Origin of the sequence: Streptomyces coerulescens, from assembly GCF_042657965.1 — a bacterium.
GTDB classification, from domain to species: Bacteria; Actinomycetota; Actinomycetes; order Streptomycetales; family Streptomycetaceae; genus Streptomyces; species Streptomyces coerulescens.
The window spans coordinates 310,390-328,452 of sequence record NZ_JBHSKM010000001.1; the positions used below are offsets into that span (position 1 = coordinate 310,390).

Consider the following 18,063-nt stretch of genomic DNA (forward strand, 5'->3'; position numbering starts at 1 on the left):
AGAGAGTTATCCACAGGCTGCGACGGTCAATTCGTGATCCGCCTACTATGGCCTGACCGCCATCCGCGGCACAGCGCGGACGGCCTGCGAGGGGGGAAGCGACATGACGCGTTTCGTACGGTGGGCGGCCGTGGCGGCCGCCTCCGCGCTCTTGGCGACGGGGTGCAGCGGCAGCTCGTCCGAGGGCGCGCGGGCCGGTGACAGTACGAGCGACGCGGGTTCATCGACGCCCACCACCGGCCCGGCCGCCACCACATTGCCGTCCTCACTGACCTCGCAGAAGCTCGACTGGGGTGACTGCAGGGCGACCGGGGACTCCCCGGCGCCGGGCGACGAGTGGCAGTGCACCACGCTCAAAACGCCGCTGGACTGGGCGAAGCCGGACGGCAGGACGATCGGCGTCGCGCTGATCCGCACGAAGGCCACGGGCGACGACCGCATCGGCTCGCTGCTCTTCAACTTCGGTGGCCCCGGCAGCTCGGGGGTGTCCACGATGCCGTGGTACGCCACCAACACCTCCGAACTGGCCAAGCGGTACGACCTGGTGAGCTTCGACCCGCGCGGGGTAGGTGCCAGCGAGGGCGTGCGGTGCCGCAGCAACGAGGAGATCCAGACCTCCGAGTCGGTAGACATCACCCCGGACACCGCGGCCGAGGAGACCGCCTACTTCCAGGACGCCGCCGCCTTCGGCCAGGGCTGCCAGAAGGCCGAGGGGAAGCTGATGGCGCATGTGTCGACCACCGACACCGCCCGCGACATGGATCTGATCCGCCAGGTCCTCGGCGACCGGAAGATGCACTACTTCGGCATCTCCTACGGCACCGAACTGGGCGGCGTCTACGCCCACTTGTTCCCTCGCACCGTCGGGCGGATGATCCTGGACGCGGTCGTCGACCCGAGCGCCGACTCGCAGGGACACACCGAGAACCAGGCCAGGGGCTTCCAGCGGGCGCTGAACAACTACCTGAAGTCCACCGGCCAGGGCGCCGAAGAGGGCACGCAGAAGATCGTGGACCTACTGAAGCGGATCGACGCGAACCCGCTGCCCACGTCGTCCGACCGCAAGCTCACCGAGTCGCTCGCGCTCACCGGCATCATCCGGCCGCTGTACAGCGAGGCGAGCTGGCCGACCCTGACCAGCGCCCTGGCGGCGGCCGAGCGGGGCGACGGCACGGAACTGCTGGCGCTCGGCGACGACTACAACGACCGCGACGCGTCGGGGCGCTACGGCACGGGGACCCACTCGCAACGAGTCATATCGTGCCTGGACGACAAGCAGCGGCCGACGATCGAGGAGACGAGGAAGCTGCTGCCGCGGTTCGAGAAGGTCTCGCCGGTGTTCGGGCCCATGCTCGGCTGGGACACGGCCGGCTGGTGCCACGACTGGCCGGTGGCCGGACAGTACGACACCCCGGAGGTCAGCGCACCGGGTGCGCCACCGATCCTGCTGGTCGGCAACACGGGCGACCCGGCGACGCCCTACGAGGGCACCCGCAGGATGGCCGACGAACTCGGCAAGGGTGTCGGTGTGACACTCACCTGGAACGGCGAGGGCCACTCCGCGTACGGCAAGGGCAGCGACTGCGTCGACTCCACGGTGAACGCCTATCTGCTCCAGGGCAGGGTGCCGAAGGACGGCAAGGTCTGCTCATGACGACGGCGGGGGCTCCGGGCACCCATGGTGCGCGAAGCCCCCGCCGCTGGAGCAGGACCCGCCCTGACGGCGAGGCCGTTCGCTCAGTAGACCGGCTTGTCCGGCTCGATCTGGTTGACCCAGCCGATCACGCCGCCGCCCACGTGGACGGCGTCGGCGAAGCCCGCGGACTTCAGGACCGCCAGGACTTCCGCACTGCGGACACCCGTCTTGCAGTGCAAGACGATCTTCTTGTCCTGCGGGAGGCTCTCCAGGGCGGTACCCATGAGGAACTCGTTCTTCGGGATCAGACGGGCGCCGGGGATCGAGACGATCTCGTACTCGTTGATCTCGCGGACGTCGATGATGTCGATGTTCTCGCCGTCGTCGATCCACTCCTTGAGCTGCTTGGGAGTGATCGTCGAGCCGGCGGCCGCCTCCTGGGCCTCCTCGGAGACGACGCCGCAGAAGGCCTCGTAGTCGATGAGCTCGGTGACCGTCGGGTTCTCGCCGCACACGGCGCAGTTCGGGTCCTTGCGGACCTTGACCTGGCGGTACTGCATCTCCAGGGCGTCGTAGATCATCAGGCGGCCGACCAGCGGCTCACCGATGCCCGCGAGCAGCTTGATGGCCTCGTTGACCTGGATGGAGCCGATGGACGCGCACAGCACGCCCAGCACGCCACCCTCGGCGCAGGAGGGCACCATGCCCGGCGGCGGCGGCTCCGGGTACAGGCAGCGGTAGCAGGGGCCGTGCTCGGACCAGAAGACCGAGGCCTGGCCGTCGAAGCGGTAGATCGAGCCCCACACGTACGGCTTGTTCAGCAGCACGCAGGCGTCGTTGACCAGGTAGCGGGTCGCGAAGTTGTCGGTGCCGTCGACGATCAGGTCGTACTGGCTGAAGATGTCCATCACGTTGTCGGCCTCGAGCCGCTCTTCGTGCAGGACCACGTTCACGTACGGGTTGATGCCCTTGACGCTGTCGCGGGCGGACTCGGCCTTGGAGCGGCCGATGTCGGCCTGGCTGTGGATGATCTGACGCTGGAGGTTCGACTCGTCGACCTCGTCGAACTCCACGATGCCGAGCGTGCCGACGCCGGCGGCGGCCAGGTACATCAGCGCCGGCGAGCCCAGGCCGCCGGCGCCCACACAGAGCACCTTGGCGTTCTTCAGCCGCTTCTGCCCGTCCATCCCTACATCGGGGATGATCAGGTGGCGGGAGTACCTGCGAACCTCGTCTACGGTGAGCTCGGGGGCCGGCTCGACCAGGGGTGGCAGCGACACGGGGACTCCGTTGGTCGGTCGATCACTACATTTGTTCTCCTGGTAACAGTGCCATGGCCTTTTTCATTCCGAGACACCTGTTCCGATCCGCGAGACGATTTCGTCCCAGTAGCCGGGCATGGTCTCCCAGGGGTCGGCGCGGCCGCCGCGGTCCGTGTGGTCGGTGAACCAGATCGTCGCGGCGCCCTGCCAGCGGGCGATGCGCAGTGCCTCGTCGAGGTGGCCGAGGGGCACTCCGTGGACGAAATGGCAGAAACGGTCGGGGGGATAGTCCGCCGTCCACTCCGCGACCTGCGACCAGCGGTAGTCGCGCCATGCGCCGGAGAAGGTGACGAGCTGGTCGGCGCACTCGGCGTAGCCGGGGTGCGGGTGGGTGCCGTGGCCCAGGACTATGTGGGCCTTGTCACGCAGCGCGCGCAGGGTGGTGATGGTGCGCAGTACCTCGGGCAGTGCGGTGCCGTCGGTCGGGCAGCGGTCCAGGAGGAAGCCGTCGACGCGGTACCAGTCCAGATAGCGGTGTGCCTTGGAGATCACCTCGCCGAAGACCCGGGCGCCGTGGGCGGTGCCGAGGTGCACCCGGTCGAGATGGGCGGTGTCGAGATGGCCGAGAACCCGGACCCCCGCGTTGCGGAGCCGGCCCGCGGCTTCGAGGCAGTGGGGGTCGGGGCGGGCGCCGGGGCCGTCGGCGACGTTGAGGACGACCCAGTCCAGCGGGGTGCCGGGGCGGGTGAGTTCGCCCCATTCGGTGGGGGCGAGGAGGGGGTGGGCATAGCCCGGCACGCCGAGACCGGTGTGCAGACCGGTGCTCGGCGTGGTCCGTTTCATGCCGGTCAGATACGGCATGCCGCCTCCATCCAGATGTCGCCCAGGGACTCCTCGAGGTTGATCCGGGGGCGCCAGCCGAGCCGGTCGCGTGCGGTGCGTACGTCGGCCTGCTGCCAGCTGCCGCAGCCGTCCGGATAGGCGACGGGGGCGCCGTGGGCCGCGTGGGTCGAGTGGACCGCGTGTGCGGTGTGCGCGGTCGCGTGGGCCGTATGGGTCGCGTGGTCCGGGTCGGACCGCGGGTGGCCGATGGTGGGCCGCAACGGGCCGGGCGGGCCGTCGAGTTCGTGCAGGGCGCCGCCGTAGCCGGCCACGCGGGCGAGGATCGCTGCGGCGTCGCGCAGCCGGACGGCGCGGCCGGAGCCGATGTTGATGACGCCCTGTGCGGCGGAGAGCGAGGCGGCGTGCACGGCGCGTGCCACGTCGCGGACGTCGACGAAGTCGCGTTGGGCGCCGAGGCCGGTGAGTTTGAGCTCGCCGTCGCCCGACTGCATGGCGCGGCGCATGGCTTCGGCGAGGCGGCCGAGGGGGGAGCCGGCGGGGGTGCCGGGGCCCGCGGGTGAGAAGACGCGCAGGACCACGGCGTCCAGGCCGGAGCCCAGGACCAGTTCGGTGGCGGCGAGTTTGCTGACGCCGTACGGGCCGCCGGGGCGGGGGACGGCGTCCTCGGCGGTGGAGGAGCCGGGCTGGCTCGGGCCGTATTCGGCGCCGCAGCCGATCTGGACGAGACGGGCGCCGCAGCCGCTGCGGCGCAGGGCCTCGCAGACGGTGGCGACGGCGACGGTGTTGTGGCGGGTGAGTTCGCGGGCACCGCCCCTCGTGGCGCCGGCGCAGTTGATGACGACGCCGGGGTGGACCGCGTCGAGGAAGCGGGTGAGGGCTCCGGGGCTGCCGGACGCGAGGTCGAAACGGACGTCGGCGTCGTCGCCGCGGCCCAGCGCGGTGAGTTGGACCGCGGGGTCGGCGAGGAGGCGGTCGGCTACGAAGCGGCCCAGATAGCCGTTGGCTCCGATCAGCAGGACTCTCATCGGGCGGCTCCCGGGGCCGAGGGGAGGTCGGATCGGGAGGTGATCATTGGGGGTCTCCTTCGAGGACTTCGGGCAGGAGGGTTGCGGCAGTTCTGTGGGGGTGTCCGCCTGCGGTGACGCGCGCGGCTCGATGGGGGTGCGCGTGCCGTGGCCTGCGGGCGTGCCGCGCGGGTGGGGCCGCGCCGGGGGTGTCCGTGGTCGGTCCGGTGACGGCTCGGTGCCGTCGGATGCGCGGCGGTGTGGGGGTGGGCCACGGCGGTGTGAGCGCCGGCCACGGCGGTGTGAGCGCCGACCGCAGCGGTGCGAGCGCCGACCGCAGCGGTGCGAGCGCCGACCGCAGCGGTGCGAGGGCCGACCGCAGCGGTGCGAGGTCCAGCCGCGGCGATGCGAGGGCCGACCACGGCAGTGCGAGGGCCGACCACGGCGATGCGAGGGCCGACCACGGCGATGCGAGGGCCAGCCGCGGCTGTGCGAGGGCCGACCACGGCGATGCGAGGGCCGGCCACGGCTGGCGGGCGCTCCGCGGTGCGTCCGCTTCCTGCCGTACACCGGCGCGGCGGCTCGTCGGTCGGTGGTGCGTCAGCATGCGTCGTCCGCCCTCGTGTGCGCGGACGCTCGCGTCAGCGTGCGCATCGCGTGCAGCAGCAGCGCCAGGGCGCCTGCTCCGCAGGCCGTGGTGGGGATGGCCGCCGGGCCCCAGACATCGAGGAGGGCTTGGACGGGGGTCCCCAGCCAGGCGCAGCCGGGGAGACGGGCGGCGAAAACGGTCGCCAGGGCGGTCGCCTCGGCAGAGGCCGCCGCGGTGAGGACCAGGGCCGGGGCGTGGGTGAAGCCGTGGATGGTGAGGAGGCGGGCCAGGAGCAGGAGGGCGCCCAGCGTGAGGGTCTGGGCGGGGGCGGCGGGCTCGTCGAGGGCGGTGGCGGTCAGCGCGAGCAGGGCCGTAAGGGCACCCAGATAGAGGGCGAGCGTGGCCAGGAGCAGGGGCTTCGCCGAAGTGGCGAAGTCCTTCAGGGCCCGACTGGCCGAGAGCTTGTGGCGGGCCCGTACGGCGAGGAAGTGGGCGCACCAGGCGGCGGGGGCGCAGGAGAGGGCCAGGGCCAGGACAGGGGCGACGGCGAGGGGCCAGGGGCCGTGGGACGTGCCGGCGGGGAGGCTGTCGGGGCCGCCGGTGACGGCTGCCCGCAGGAGCCCGTCACCGAGGAGGGCGTAGCCGAGGAGCCAGCAGATCCGGGTCGTCGTCGGGTGGACGGCGTGTTGGCCGGCCAGGGGGCCTCGGGCGAGGGCCGCACGCAGGGCGAGGATCACGGCGAGGGCGCCCACGGCGGCCGCGATCAGGCGGTTCTGGCCATGGGTGAGGTGCAGGCCGGTCACGGCCGCCGCGCAGAGGGCTCCGGGGAGGAGGGTGAGGAGCAGCCAGTCCGCTCGTGCGCGGGGGGTGGTGAAGGGCCGGGTGCCCTGGGGTGTGTCCGTGTCTCGGGACGTCCGGGCGTACATCTCCTCCGCCAGGGAGAAGACGTCCCGGTGCAGGAAGCGGGCAGCCGTGCGGTCGGTGACGCCGTGAGCTTCGAGGCCGGCCGCGATCTCCAGGGGGTCCACCGCGCGTTCGCACAGGTCGCGGTGGCGGTGCATCAGCGCCTTGACCGGGTCGGCGCCGCCTCGACGGTTGGGGCGAGGGGCGAGGGACGGCTCGTCGGCGGGCGTCGCGGACGGAGCACCGGTCGGGTCGTGCCGTGCGGCTTCGTTCGCCGTGAGGGACGGAGCATCGGCCGCGACGTCCCGTACGGCCTTGTCCGTCGTGAGGAACGGAGCATCGGCCGCGACGTCCCGTACGGCCTCGTCCGCCGTGAGGAACGGAGCATCGGCCGCGACGTCCCGTACGGCCTCGTCCGCCGTGAGGAACGGAGCATCGGCCGCGACGTCCCGTACGGCTTCGTTCGCCGTGAGGGACGGAGCATCGGCCGCGTCGTCCCGTACGGCCTTGTCCGCCGCGAGCCACTCCTCCGACCGCTCGTCCCATGCTCCGTGGCCGGTCGGGGCAGCGGGCCGGTCGAACCCACCCAGGCTGCTCGCCGCGCGTCCCCCGTCGCGGAGACCACTCATGACGTCCCCTCGGTCACCAGGGTCACTCACCACATCCCCGTAGGCACCGCGGCCACTCACCACATCCCCGTAGGCACCGCGGCCACCCACCACATCCCCGTAGGCACCCAGGCCGCTCATCACCTCCCCGCCGTCCCCAGAACCGTCCCTCACACGCCACCCCTCGCCCCGCCCGCTCATCGCGCGCCCTCCGGCGCAGGGATGGCCGTGGCGCGTACGGGCGTGCCCGGTGGGCGGGGTGGGGTGCCGCGGGCCGCCAGGCGGGGGGTGCGTTCGGTCCAGCGGCCGGGGACATGGGCCTCGGCCGGGACGGCGAAGGGCAGGGGTTCGCCTGCCTCGTCGAGGACGACACGGCGGACCGGAGTGCGCGAGACGATCTCCAGGTAGATGCCGTGAAACGCCGCGACGTTCTGCTCGACGGTGAACAGTTCGAGCGCACGCGCGCGTGCCGCCGCGCCCAGGCGTTCGCGGCGCTCGGGGTCGCGCAGCAACGCCACGCACGCCTCCGCGAGCGCCCGCGGATTGCGCGGCGGTACGACGAGGCCCGTGCCGCCGATGACCTCCACCACCGCGCCGACGTCCGTGGACACCGTCGCGCGACCGCAGAACATGGCCTCGACCAGACCGATGGGGAAGCCCTCGACGACGCTGGACAGGACGGTCACCGCGCCCGCGGCGTACGCGTCGGCCAGGGCCGGGATGTCCGGGGCGCCGATCTCTTCGAAGGAGACCGGGTTGTCGCCGACCCGGTGCGGGCCCTCCGCCTCGTCGGGGAAGAGCTGCGCGGCCAGCGCCCGGCAGTGGCCGAGGTAGGCGGCGCCCTCCGGGCCGGCCGGGCTGCCGACGATCCGCAGCCGCGTCTTCGGCTCCTCCTTGCGCACCTCGGCGAAGGCGTGCAGCAACGACACCAGGTCCTTGGTCGGCTCGACCCGGCCGACCCAGACCAGCGAGTCGGGGTCCGCGCACTGCGCGTGCTCCGCGCTCTCGCCGACCTCCGCGAAGCGGGTGGCGTCCATGCCGGGGTAGACCGTGCGGAGCTTGGCGCGGTCGGCGCCGCACCGTTCCTGCCAGCGGCGGGCGTGGCCATTGCCGGGCGTGACGAGGGCGGCCCGCGCGTAGGTCTCGGCGGCGAGTCCGCCGTGGAAGGCGGCGAGCAGGGAGCGCACGGCCGGCGAGGAGTCGGGGGTGGCCAGATAGTGCGTGCGGAGCCGGACGCCGTACTCGGTCAGCAGCAGCGGTACGCCCCAGAAGTGGTGCGCGAGCAGTCCGGGCAGGGCCGCTGAGCCTCCGGCGGTGGCGTGGCAGAGGTCGGCGGCACCCAGGCCGTCGTCCTCGTACCAGTCGAGCGAGAGCGGGCGCAGGGCGCGTTCCAGATGCGCGGCGACGGCCAGCAGATCGGGCACACGCGCCTCGCGCGCCGTCCGCAGGGCACCCCGGGACCGGCAGGCGCGCTCCAGGGCGCGTACGGCGGCCTCGGAGCGGAGCGCTCCCACCAGGCCGCCCTCGTCGCGGGCGAGTTCGGCGAGACCGTACAGCGCGCTGCCGAAACGGTCCGCCTCAATGGCCGACGCGCCCTCGGAGGCGTCGTCGGAACTTCTGCCGCCGCCCGCGCAGAGCACGGCCGCCAACTCGCCGTAGCACTCGGCGAATCGCCGGCGCGCCCGACGGCCGTACACCACTCCGTCGTCCTCGGCGGACCACATCGGCGCGGTGCGCACCCGGCTGACCTGCGCCGGCAGCGGGACCCAGCCCTCGTCCTCCTGGCGCTCGCTGCGGCTGAGCGCGTAGATGTCGAACTCGTGCTGGCCGAGCCCGCGCACGAGCCGGTCGCACCAGAGCCTGGCGTCACCGCTCACATACGGATAGCCACCCTCCGCAATCAGTCCGATGCGCACGAGTACACCCCCGATCTCCCTTAAGGGGAGCCGCCGTTCCCGCGACGGCTCGCAGCGGGACGAACGTAAGCGGACAAGGCGGTGGTGCGACGGACGGTTGTCCATCGCACCACCAAAAGGGGTGAACGGTCGTAACTTTCCCGTGCGGGTCGCGTTCTGTCGCGCTAGGAGATCGAATGCGCACGGATCGTCACACCTGAACCGCGCCGCCGGACCGGACGGTCACACCGCGGCCAACTCCCGTCGTGCGGCCCGCCGCTGGGCGGCAATGCGCGGATCGAGTGCGGGTACGGCGGCCAGGAGCTGTTTGGTGTACGGGTCCTGAGGATTGTCGTAGACCTCGTCGGCGGGGCCCTCTTCGACGATCCGGCCGCGTCGCATCACCGCGACCCGGTCGCTGACCTGGCGTACGACGGCGAGGTCGTGCGCGACGAAGACGAGGGCGAGGCCGAGTTCGCGCTGCAGCTCGCCCAGCAGCGCGACGACCTGGGCCTGGGTGGTGACGTCCAGCGCGGAGACCGGTTCGTCGCAGACGATGACGCGCGGGTCGGCCGCGAGCGCCCGTGCGATGCCGACACGTTGGCGCTGGCCGCCGCTGAACTCGTGCGGGTAGCGGTCGTAGTGCGCCCCTTCGAGCCCCACGCGGTGCAGCAGTTCCCGCACCCGCCCCCGGATGCGCCCCTCGTCGCGCTCACCGCGCGCGCGGAGCGGGTCGGCGATCGACTCGCCCACGGTGCGGCGGGGGTTGAGGGAGGAGACAGGGTCCTGGAAGACCATCTGCACGGCCGGATTCACGCCCACGCGCGCGTGCCGGTCGTGTCGGACGTCCCCCGCGTACTGGACGTCTCCCGCGTACTGGGCGTCACCCGCGTACCGGACGTCACCCGCGTACCGGACGTCCCCGGCCGTCGGCTCCAGCAGCCCGACCAGCATGCGCCCCAGAGTCGTCTTGCCGCTGCCGCTCTCCCCGACGATGCCGAGGGTCTCGCCGCGGTGGATGGTCAGCGAGACGTCGTCGACCGCCGTGAACGCCCGCTTCCCGCGCCCGAATGCACGTCGCAGACCGGACGCCGCGAGGACGACCTCGGGAACTGCGCCACCGGGGGCGCCCTCCGCGTCCAGGCCGGCCTTCGCTCCGCTGACCTCACCCCGCACATCCACCTGCGGCACATCCACCTGCGGCACGCCCACCCGCGGCACATCCACCCGCGGCACAGCCCCCAGCAGTTCCCGCGTGTACGACCGCGCGGGCGCCCCCAACACCGCGGCGACCGGCCCGTGTTCCTCCGCGTGCCCGTGCCGCATCACCAGCACCTCCTCGACGCTCTCGGCGGCCACGCCGACGTCGTGCGTGACGAGCAGGAGCCCCATGCCGGTCTCCTCGCGGAGCGTGTGCAGGAGGTCGAGGATCTGGGCCTGGACGGTCACGTCGAGTGCCGTCGTCGGCTCGTCGGCGATCAGCAGATCGGGCTCGCAGGCCAGGGCCATGGCGATGAGCGCGCGCTGACGCATGCCGCCGCTGAACTCGTGCGGGCGGGACCGGGATCGCCGTGCCGCGTCCGGTATGCCGACCCGGTCCAGCACCTCAACCGCACGCGCGCGTGCCGCTCGTCGCGAGGCACGCGCGTGCACGCGGTACACCTCGGCGATCTGGTCGCCGATCGCGTAGTACGGATCCAGGGACGACAGCGGGTCCTGGAACACCATCGCGGCCTGGCCGCCGCGCAGCCGCCGCAGTTCCTCGTCGGACGCCCGCTGTACGTCGACTCCGGCGACGTCGATCGCGCCGCCGACCCGCGCGCCCGTGCCCCGGTGCAGCCCGAGCAGGGCCGAGGCGACCGTGGACTTGCCGGAGCCGGACTCGCCGACCAGGGCGAGGGCGGCGCCGCGCGCCAGCCGGAAGGTGAGGCCGTCGACGGCGCGCAGGTCGCCGAAGTCGACGGTCAGGTCGCTCACTTCGACGAGCCCCCGCGCGGGAGCCGTCTCGATATCCCCGATGTCGCTCATGCCAGCACCACCCGTCGATCGGCCACCGCGTACAGCACGTCCGCGACGGCGTTGGCGACGACCACGAAGAAACCGATGACCAGGACCATGCCTACGACGACCGGAAGGTCGACCACCTTGACGGCGTGGACCAGTTCCTGTCCGATGCCGGGCAGCCCGAAGAGTGTCTCGGTGAGCACCGCGCCGCCCACCGCGCTGCCGAAGTTGTTGGCGTTGAGGGCGATGACCGGCGCGAGGGCCCCGCGCAGCGCGTGCCGTCCGATGACCGACCGCTCGCCGACGCCGTAGGCGCGGAAGGTGCGGATGTGGTCCTCGGCCAGGGTCTCCAGCATCGACGCCCGGGTCAGCCGGGCGAAGGCGGCGGCCTCGATCAGGGCGAGCGAGAGCCAGGGCAGCAGCAGGTTCCACGCCCACTGTTCGGGGTCGTCGGTGAAGGCGACGTACTGCGGGAACGGCAGCAGTTGCAGCTGCCCGCAGACGACGATCATCAGGACCAGGCCGATGACGAAGACCGGGGTGGCCACGCCCGCGAGCGTGACGCCGGTCAGCAGCCGCTCGGTGAGACGGCCGCGTCGCCATGCGGACAGCACGCCGGTGCCGACGCCGAGGATCAGCCACAGCACCATGGCGCCGAACACGAGCGACAGACTGACCGGAAGCTTCGCCAGGATCAGCGCGGTGACCTGCTGGTCGCTCTGGTACGAAAGACCGAGGCAGGGTGCCGAGCAGTGCTGCACGGCCGTGCCCGTCGAGTAGTCCTGGCCGGCGACCAGGCCCTGGAGGAAGTCCCAGTAGCGCGCGTACAGCGGGTCGTTCAGGTGCAGTTGCTCGGCGACCTGCTGGACCTGGGCGGGCGAGCAGCGCGGGCCGCAGGTGATCTGGGCGACATTGCCGGGGGTGACGTAGAAGACGACGTAGACGATCACCGAGATGGCGAAGAGGGTGACGACGGCGCCCAGAACCCGGCGTGCGAGGAAGCCGGTCATGCCTTGGCCCCCCTCTTGCGGCCGGTGCCGACGCGCAGCCGGGACGCCGCGCGCGGGTCGAGCGCCGTGCGCACGCCGTCGCCGAGGACGGTCAGGGCGAGGACGGTCACGAAGAGCGCGCCGGCGGGCAGCAGAAGATACTGCGGGGCGGCCTGATACCAGACGTCGGCCGCGGTGAGCATCTGTCCCCAGGACGGCGTCGGGGGCTTCACGCCGACGCCCAGGAAGGACAGGGCGGCCTCGACGGTGATGTTGGCCGGGACGAGCAGCGCCGCGTAGGTGATGACCGGCGCGGCGATGCCGGGCAGCAGCTCACGGCGGGCGATCCGCCAGGTGCCCCAGCCGCTGAGCCTGGCCGCGGCGACGTAGTCGAGCCCCTTGAGGGTGAGCGTCTGGGCGCGCACGATCTTCGCGATGTTGCCCCACCCGATCAGCCCGATGACCAGGGCGACCAGCACGGGCCGCGGGAAGCTCGACGGCACGATCGCCAGCAGTGCGAGCGCCATGATCATCAGCGGCATGGCGACGATGACGTCGGTGAACCGGCTGAGCACCTGGTCGACCCAGCGGCTGCCGAGCGCGGCGGCGACGCCCACGACGACGCCGATGGCGACCTCGACGAGGGTCGCGGCCAGCGCGACCCCGAGGGAGACCCGGGCGCCGTACACCAGGCGCGCGAACAGATCCCGCCCGGTCTGCGGTTCGACGCCGAGCCAGTGGTCGGCGCTCACGCCCCCGAAGGAGCCGATGGGCACGCCCCCGCGCGCGGAGTCCACCAACGACGGGTGGTACGACGTCGGGTCCTGGCCCTCGATCGCGGTGAGCAGGGGTGCGGCGAGCGCGAGAAGGACGAGCAGCGCGACGACGACCGCCGCGACGAGGGCGGCACGCTGCGTGCGCAGCCGCCGCCAGAACTGACGGGCCCCCGAGGCCCCCGGGGCGGACACCCCGGGAGCCTCGACGGCGAGAACTGCCTCACTCACGGCGCTACTTCACCGCGACCTGGGAGATGTCCAGGACACCGGTCCAGTCGCTGATCACGACGTTCTTGATGTCCTTGCCGTACAGCCGCTTGTAGACGGGGTGGAACAGCGGCACGGTCAGCGCCTGCTCGCCGATCTTCGCGTCGAGCGCGCCCCACCGCTTCGCGGCGGCGTCGAGGTCGGTCAGCTTGTTGATCGCATCGATCTCGGCATTGACTGCCGTGTCGTCGAGCAGCCCCGTGTTGAAGTTCGCGCCGTCCTTGACGATCTGCCGGCCGTCGAAGATCGGGGCGAGGAACGGACCGCCGGAGGGCCAGTCGGCACCCCAGTGCGCCAGGAAGAACCCGGGTTCGGTCTTCACGCTGTGGATCTTGTCGGAGTAGTCGTTCTCCTCCAGGCCCTGGAGCTTGACCGTGATGCCGGCCTTCTTGAGCGCGTCCTGGACGGCGGTGGCGATCTCCGGGCTGGTCTCGAAGTCCTTGGCGTTGGAGTGGGTCAGGGTGACAGTGAGCCCGTCCGCGTAACCGGCCTCATTAAGTAGCTTCTTGGCCTTCGCCGGATCACCGGCGGCACCCGCCGGGAAGTGGTCGTACGGCGTGTAGCCGAAGGACTTCTGGTCCGGCAGGAAGGTGGTGGCGGGCTCGGCCAGCGCGGAGCCGCCGGCGGCGTTGACGACCGACGACCGGTCGATGGCGTACGCGATCGCCTGCCGCACCTTGGCGTTGTCGAACGGCTTGATCTCGGGGTTGAAGGCGATGTAGTTGGTGTAGCCGAAGTGACCGGTACCGACCCGGGCGGCCAGCTCCTTGTCGCCGGTCACCTTGGCGAGCTCGGCCGGGCCGAGGTTGGTGTCCGTGGTGACGGCGGAGGCGTCCGCGCCCTGGGACGACGACAGCCGCTGGTTGATCACGGACGAGTCGAGCCCGGACCGTACGTCGATCTTGTCGGGGTAGGCCTTGCGCTCGGCGTCCGTCGAGGCGGACCAGTGCGTGTTGCGCTCCAGGACGAGCCGCTCACCGTCGTTCTCATTGCTGACGACCTTGTACGGCCCGGACGAGACCGGGTGCTGCTCGTATTTCGTGCCGGTGTCCTTGGCCTTCGGCACGGGCGTGAACTGGGTCTGCGTGGCGAGGTAGGGGAACTCGCCCTCGGGCTTGTTGAGATGGAAGACGATCGTCCGCGCGTCCGGCGTCTCGATCGCCGAGAGCCCCTTGTCGCCCTTCTTGTACGGCCCCTGGTAGTCGGCGGCACCGACCAGCCAGTCCCGCAGATACGGGGCGCCGCCGGACAGCTCGGGGGCGAAGGAACGCTCGATGCCGTACTTGATGTCGGCCGAAGTGATCGGCGTCCCGTCCTCGTACTTAATGCCGTCCTTCAAGGTGTACGTCCACACGGTCGCGTCCTTGTTGGGGCGTCCGGTGTCGGTGGCGAGGTCGGGGACGACCTTGGCGCCGGCCTCGCCGTTCTCGCGGTTGCGGGTGGTGAGGGTGCGGAAGACGAGGGAGGGGACGTTGCCGCCGCCGGAGGTGTAGAGGCGGGCGGGGTCGAAGTCCTGCTGGGGGTTGGAGTTCAGGACCGTGAGCGTGCCGCCCTTGTGGGGCGTGGAGTCGCCGCCGGAACTCTTGGCATCGTTGTCCTGAGGGCCGCAGGCGACGGCGCCCGCTGCCACGACCAGGCTGACGGATGCCGCGGCCACGCGGCGCGCTGTGACGGACGGTTGACGCATCGGAGACGACCTCTCGGGATTGATGGGATCCCGCGATCCTGCGATCCCGCCGGTATATCGAATGGCGAGACACAGTGACGCGAAGTGAGACAGAAGTGAGCAGACGTCTGCCCCGGCGTCGGACCGTCGGGTCGTCAGGTACCCGCGACCACATCACGGGACAAGAAAAAGGTCACGTGATCACGGGAGGGAAAGAGATCGCGACGCGAACGCCAAGGGCGAGCGTCAGCGACAGAGAATGTCGGCCACGCACAGAGCGGTCACGCCGATGAGCGCCAGCTCGATGGCGGCGCGAGAGGAGGCGTGACGGGACGACATGTGCAGAAATATGGATGATCTCGCTGCACATGTCAATGTGACGTCCGAGTCACCCGTCAACTCCTGGGATAAGCCCAGGGGTTGGCCCGGCAGTGGATCCCGTCGTGGTCGAGGAACTTGGTCTGCTGCTGCATGACCGGGGCGAGCTCGCCGTCCTTGTCGCAGGTCACATGGCCGAAACCGAGCCGGTGGCCGACCTCGTGGTTGATCAGCATCTGCCGGTACTCATGGATGCGGTCGCCGTACGTCTCCGATCCCTGCGCCCATCGGTAGGCGTTGATCATGACGCGCTCGGTGGAGGCCGAGTCGCACGAGACGTTGTCCTCGGTGGTGTCGAGTCCGGACTTGGCGCACCAGTCGGCGGTGGTGCCGGGGCTGGCCAGCGTGATCACGAAGTCGGGCTTGCCGGTGTATATGCGCTCGAAGGTGCGGGCGCCGTTGTGGGCCCAGCTGCGGTCGTCGTTGAGGGTCTTCTGCACGGCCTCGGCGAACAGCTCGCCGTCCAGCCCGAGCCCCTGCTCGACATCCACGCGGTAGGTGAACTTCTGTCCCGTGCCCGGCGCCTTGTCGACTCCCTGTATCGCGTCGAACTTCCCCGGACCCCTGAGGGTCGCACCGAGCGGGTACGTCACGGCCATCTTCTGGCCGTACGTCAGCGTCGTGACGCCCTGCGAGCCGGAGTGCGTCGGCCGTCCGTCGCCGCGCGAGGCGGAGTCCCGGGCGTCGCGTGCCTGGTCGGCGGCGGACTGCGACTGCGTGTCGGCGTCGTCCCGCCCCTTCGCGACCTGGCCTGCGACGACGACGGCCAGCACGGTGACGACGGCGGCAGCGGCGATACCGGTGAAGGTCCGCCCCTTGCCGCCCTGCGCCGGCACGGGCTCGCCGGTCGGCGGGGCGTCGTCGTCCACGTCGGCGCCGGCACCGCCCCTGGTGTCCCAGTCGGTGGTGGAGGCGTGCGCGGCGTGTGCGGTCCCGGTCGTCCGGGGCGCGAAGACGTCGACGTCCTCGTCGAAGGCGTCGACATAGTCCTGCCGGGGCCCTTCCGAGTGCGCCGCCCGCCGGGGACGGGGCAGAGGCACACCGGTCGCGGGGGCCGCACCGGCCGCCCCCGCAGTGCCGTACGCGACCCCGGTACGCCCCCTCAACTCACCCCATCCACCGCCGGGTTCACGCTGCTCGGGGTGGCTGCCGCGGGCCTGGGGTATGCCATGCGCGGGCGTCCCGTCCCCGTACCGGGGCACGCCCTGGGCGGGGGTCCCGCCCGAGTACCGGGGCACACCCTGAGCGGGCGTCCCGTCGGGGAACCGGGGCACACCCTGGGCAGGGGTCCCGTCGGGAAAGTGGGGGAATCCATGCGCGGGAGTGCCATCGGGAAGCCTGGGCGTGCCGTGCGCGGGCGTGCCGTCGGGCAGCCTCGGGACACCATGGACGGGCGTACCGTCCGGGAGCCTCGGGACACCGTGGGCGGGAGTGCCGTCCGGCAGCCTGGGCACACCGTGCGCGGGCGTCCCGTCGGGGAAGCCCTGCCCGCCGTACGCGGGCCCCGGTATCCCCTGTCGTGCGGGACCCGGCGCGGGTCGAGGACCCGGAACCCTCCCCGGCCCGGCAGCACCCGGACCGGAACCGGGGCCGGGCGCGGACGGCCCCCGCTGGACCGCGCCGGTATCCGGCTGCGCCCCCCGGGAGCCCTGTCGTGCGGTGGTGTCCGCGGTGTCGCGTTTGGCGCCGGATCCGCGGCGGCTGTGGCGTCCCACGTCGCGCCTCAGCTCCCCGGGTTCTCGGACGCGGCTTCGCCGTCTCCGGCGACGTCGGCCCGCTCGCGTGGATTCACGGCCTGCGACTGCCCCGTCTCGACGAGGAGTTCACGGAACGCCCGGGCGACGACCTCGGGGTACTCCATCATCGCCACGTGCCCGGCGTCCGGCAGGGTCAGCAGCCGGGAGTCACGGAAGCTGTGCGCTGCCTTGCGGCTCATGCGGTAGCCCACGAGCTGGTCCCGGCCGCCGTAGATGAGGAGGGTCGGCGCCAGCACCCGCTCCGCCTGGCGCCACAGGGCGTGCTGGCCGCCCAGTGTGTAGGCGTTGACCAGCCCGCGCGCGGAACGCGTCATCGCGTCCCAGAAGTACGGCAGCTGCAGCCGGCGCTCCATCTCCTCGACCGCGTTGCGGAATCCTTCCGGCGTGGCCCGCCCGGGGTCGCCGTAGCAGAGGTGCATCACGCCGCGGACCCGCTGCTCCGCCGTCCACCCCCGGGTGAGGCGGGTGAAGAGCGCGGTCACCCCGGGCACCGCGAGCAGGCCGGTCGGTACGGCGGTGCGCTGGACCCGGATCTCCGGCAGCGCGGGCGACACGAGGGTGAGCGTGCGGACGAGGTCGGGGCGCACGGCTGCGACACGCGTCGTGACGGCGCCGCCGAGCGAGTTGCCGAAGAGATGCACGGGGCCGCGGTCGGAGGCGTCCAGATAGCGGATCACCGCGCGTGCGTGCGCGGTGATCGAGTAGTCCCCGTCGTCCGGTGGCGGCGAGTCGCCGAAGCCCGGCAGGTCGACGGCCTCGCCGTCGACCTCGCCCTCCAGCTGCTGCATCAGCGCCGACCAGTTCTGCGAGGAACCGCCGAGTCCATGGACGTAGAGCGCGGGCGCCAGCCCCTCGCGCGCGGGCGGTCTCGCCCGCACCGTCAGCGTGATCCCGGGCAGTCCGACCGATCGCAGCCGCTCGCCCTCCGCGACCCGGACGGTCGCCACCTTCGGAAGCGCGCTGGCGGCCGGCGCGGACGGGAGCTCGGTCGAAGACATGCGGCAATGTTACGAGACGATCACGCAGTGGTTCATGTGTTCGCCGTCACAAGTCGTCAAGTACATGGCATCCGGAAGGCCGGGGAACCGGAGGCGAGCACGGCCCACAGATCCCCCGGCGCATCGCATAGCGTGCGAAACCGGTGTCTCCTAGGCTCATACGCAGGGCACCCGGATGTGGACCCCAGCTTCGCCCAGGGACGCCGTCCCCCGGGGACGTTCTAGGAAGGGAGCCCGCCATGGCCGTCGATCCGACCGACCCCGACACGTTCGTGGACGAGGACACCGAGGAGTCCGAGGAGTTCGACGTCGAGGCCCCGCCGGCCGACGCGGCCGAGCAGCATGCCGACGTCAGGCGCGACCGCGACGACACGCTGGACGACGCGGACCGGAACGAGGCGAACGAGGCCGATCTGATCGAGCAGGCACGCGTCGTCTCCATCGACGAGGACGACTACCGGTGACCGAGGACGACTGCCGGTGACAGA

Annotated in this window: 14 protein-coding genes; 2 read left to right on the top strand and 12 right to left on the bottom strand. The window is 71.8% G+C overall.

The window, feature by feature from the left end:
• The first annotated feature begins 103 nt into the window (after nucleotides 1-103).
• Nucleotides 104-1,654 (top strand): alpha/beta hydrolase, encoded by a 1,551-nt coding sequence (locus ACFPQ9_RS01355; protein WP_380845085.1) that lies wholly within the window; start codon nucleotides 104-106, stop codon nucleotides 1,652-1,654.
• 83 nt (nucleotides 1,655-1,737) lie between these two features.
• On the opposite strand, the gene moeZ is transcribed toward ACFPQ9_RS01355, so the two are convergent.
• The 12 genes from moeZ to ACFPQ9_RS01415 all read right to left on the bottom strand — a co-directional run bounded on the left by moeZ (nucleotide 1,738) and on the right by ACFPQ9_RS01415 (nucleotide 17,575).
• Entirely contained in the window at nucleotides 1,738-2,916 is a 1,179-nt protein-coding gene (gene moeZ / locus ACFPQ9_RS01360) for an adenylyltransferase/sulfurtransferase MoeZ (protein WP_380845088.1), read from the bottom strand.
• Nucleotides 2,917-2,979: 63 nt separating this feature from the next.
• Nucleotides 2,980-3,759 carry a spherulation-specific family 4 protein gene (locus ACFPQ9_RS01365; protein ID WP_380845091.1) on the bottom strand — a complete coding sequence of 260 codons (780 nt, stop codon included), beginning with the start codon at nucleotides 3,757-3,759 and terminating at the stop codon, nucleotides 2,980-2,982.
• A complete protein-coding gene (locus ACFPQ9_RS01370; RefSeq protein ID WP_380845094.1) occupies nucleotides 3,747-4,766 on the bottom strand; it encodes an NAD-dependent epimerase/dehydratase family protein in 1,020 nt (339 codons plus the stop codon). The genes ACFPQ9_RS01365 and ACFPQ9_RS01370 overlap by 13 nt, the downstream gene beginning before the upstream one ends.
• 579 nt (nucleotides 4,767-5,345) lie before the next feature.
• On the bottom strand, nucleotides 5,346-6,866 hold the full coding sequence (locus ACFPQ9_RS01375) for a hypothetical protein (protein ID WP_380845097.1): 1,521 nt from the start codon (nucleotides 6,864-6,866) through the stop codon (nucleotides 5,346-5,348).
• Nucleotides 6,867-7,042: 176 nt separating this feature from the next.
• Nucleotides 7,043-8,761 (bottom strand): DUF3492 domain-containing protein, encoded by a 1,719-nt coding sequence (locus ACFPQ9_RS01380; RefSeq protein ID WP_380845100.1) that lies wholly within the window; start codon nucleotides 8,759-8,761, stop codon nucleotides 7,043-7,045.
• Nucleotides 8,762-8,983: 222 nt separating this feature from the next.
• The gene (locus tag ACFPQ9_RS01385; protein WP_380845103.1) at nucleotides 8,984-10,768 is read right to left on the bottom strand and encodes a dipeptide ABC transporter ATP-binding protein; all 1,785 of its coding nucleotides are present in this window, start codon (nucleotides 10,766-10,768) and stop codon (nucleotides 8,984-8,986) included.
• Nucleotides 10,765-11,754: an ABC transporter permease gene (locus ACFPQ9_RS01390; protein ID WP_380845105.1), complete on the bottom strand. Its 990-nt coding sequence runs from the start codon at nucleotides 11,752-11,754 to the stop codon at nucleotides 10,765-10,767. The genes ACFPQ9_RS01385 and ACFPQ9_RS01390 overlap by 4 nt, the downstream gene beginning before the upstream one ends.
• Nucleotides 11,751-12,737 (bottom strand): ABC transporter permease, encoded by a 987-nt coding sequence (locus ACFPQ9_RS01395; RefSeq protein ID WP_380845107.1) that lies wholly within the window; start codon nucleotides 12,735-12,737, stop codon nucleotides 11,751-11,753. The genes ACFPQ9_RS01390 and ACFPQ9_RS01395 overlap by 4 nt, the downstream gene beginning before the upstream one ends.
• A gap of 4 nt (nucleotides 12,738-12,741) precedes the next feature.
• The gene (locus ACFPQ9_RS01400) at nucleotides 12,742-14,463 is read right to left on the bottom strand and encodes an ABC transporter substrate-binding protein (protein WP_380845109.1); all 1,722 of its coding nucleotides are present in this window, start codon (nucleotides 14,461-14,463) and stop codon (nucleotides 12,742-12,744) included.
• 225 nt (nucleotides 14,464-14,688) lie between these two features.
• Entirely contained in the window at nucleotides 14,689-14,781 is a 93-nt protein-coding gene (locus tag ACFPQ9_RS01405; RefSeq protein WP_380845111.1) for an Ms4533A family Cys-rich leader peptide, read from the bottom strand.
• A gap of 56 nt (nucleotides 14,782-14,837) precedes the next feature.
• Nucleotides 14,838-16,274, bottom strand: coding sequence for a DUF3152 domain-containing protein (locus ACFPQ9_RS01410; RefSeq protein WP_465269553.1), 1,437 nt, complete (start codon nucleotides 16,272-16,274; stop codon nucleotides 14,838-14,840).
• Between the two features lie 269 nt (nucleotides 16,275-16,543).
• Nucleotides 16,544-17,575 (bottom strand): alpha/beta fold hydrolase, encoded by a 1,032-nt coding sequence (locus tag ACFPQ9_RS01415; protein ID WP_380845115.1) that lies wholly within the window; start codon nucleotides 17,573-17,575, stop codon nucleotides 16,544-16,546.
• A 239-nt stretch (nucleotides 17,576-17,814) separates the two neighbouring features.
• On the opposite strand from ACFPQ9_RS01415, the gene ACFPQ9_RS01420 reads away from it, so the two are divergent.
• Nucleotides 17,815-18,039 (top strand): hypothetical protein, encoded by a 225-nt coding sequence (locus ACFPQ9_RS01420; protein WP_380845117.1) that lies wholly within the window; start codon nucleotides 17,815-17,817, stop codon nucleotides 18,037-18,039.
• Nucleotides 18,040-18,063 lie beyond the last annotated feature (24 nt).

Bases quoted from the DNA above. Each gene is read 5' to 3' on its own strand.
- ACFPQ9_RS01355 (WP_380845085.1), top strand. From the start codon at position 104: ATGACGCGTTTCGTACGGTGGGCGGCCGTGGCGGCCGCCTCCGCGCTC.
- ACFPQ9_RS01365 (WP_380845091.1), bottom strand. From the start codon at position 3,759: ATGCCGTATCTGACCGGCATGAAACGGACCACGCCGAGCACCGGTCTG.
- ACFPQ9_RS01370 (WP_380845094.1), bottom strand. From the start codon at position 4,766: ATGAGAGTCCTGCTGATCGGAGCCAACGGCTATCTGGGCCGCTTCGTA.
- ACFPQ9_RS01375 (WP_380845097.1), bottom strand. From the start codon at position 6,866: ATGAGTGGTCTCCGCGACGGGGGACGCGCGGCGAGCAGCCTGGGTGGG.
- ACFPQ9_RS01385 (WP_380845103.1), bottom strand. From the start codon at position 10,768: ATGAGCGACATCGGGGATATCGAGACGGCTCCCGCGCGGGGGCTCGTC.
- ACFPQ9_RS01390 (WP_380845105.1), bottom strand. From the start codon at position 11,754: ATGACCGGCTTCCTCGCACGCCGGGTTCTGGGCGCCGTCGTCACCCTC.
- ACFPQ9_RS01400 (WP_380845109.1), bottom strand. From the start codon at position 14,463: ATGCGTCAACCGTCCGTCACAGCGCGCCGCGTGGCCGCGGCATCCGTC.
- ACFPQ9_RS01405 (WP_380845111.1), bottom strand. From the start codon at position 14,781: ATGTCGTCCCGTCACGCCTCCTCTCGCGCCGCCATCGAGCTGGCGCTC.
- ACFPQ9_RS01415 (WP_380845115.1), bottom strand. From the start codon at position 17,575: ATGTCTTCGACCGAGCTCCCGTCCGCGCCGGCCGCCAGCGCGCTTCCG.
- ACFPQ9_RS01420 (WP_380845117.1), top strand. From the start codon at position 17,815: ATGGCCGTCGATCCGACCGACCCCGACACGTTCGTGGACGAGGACACC.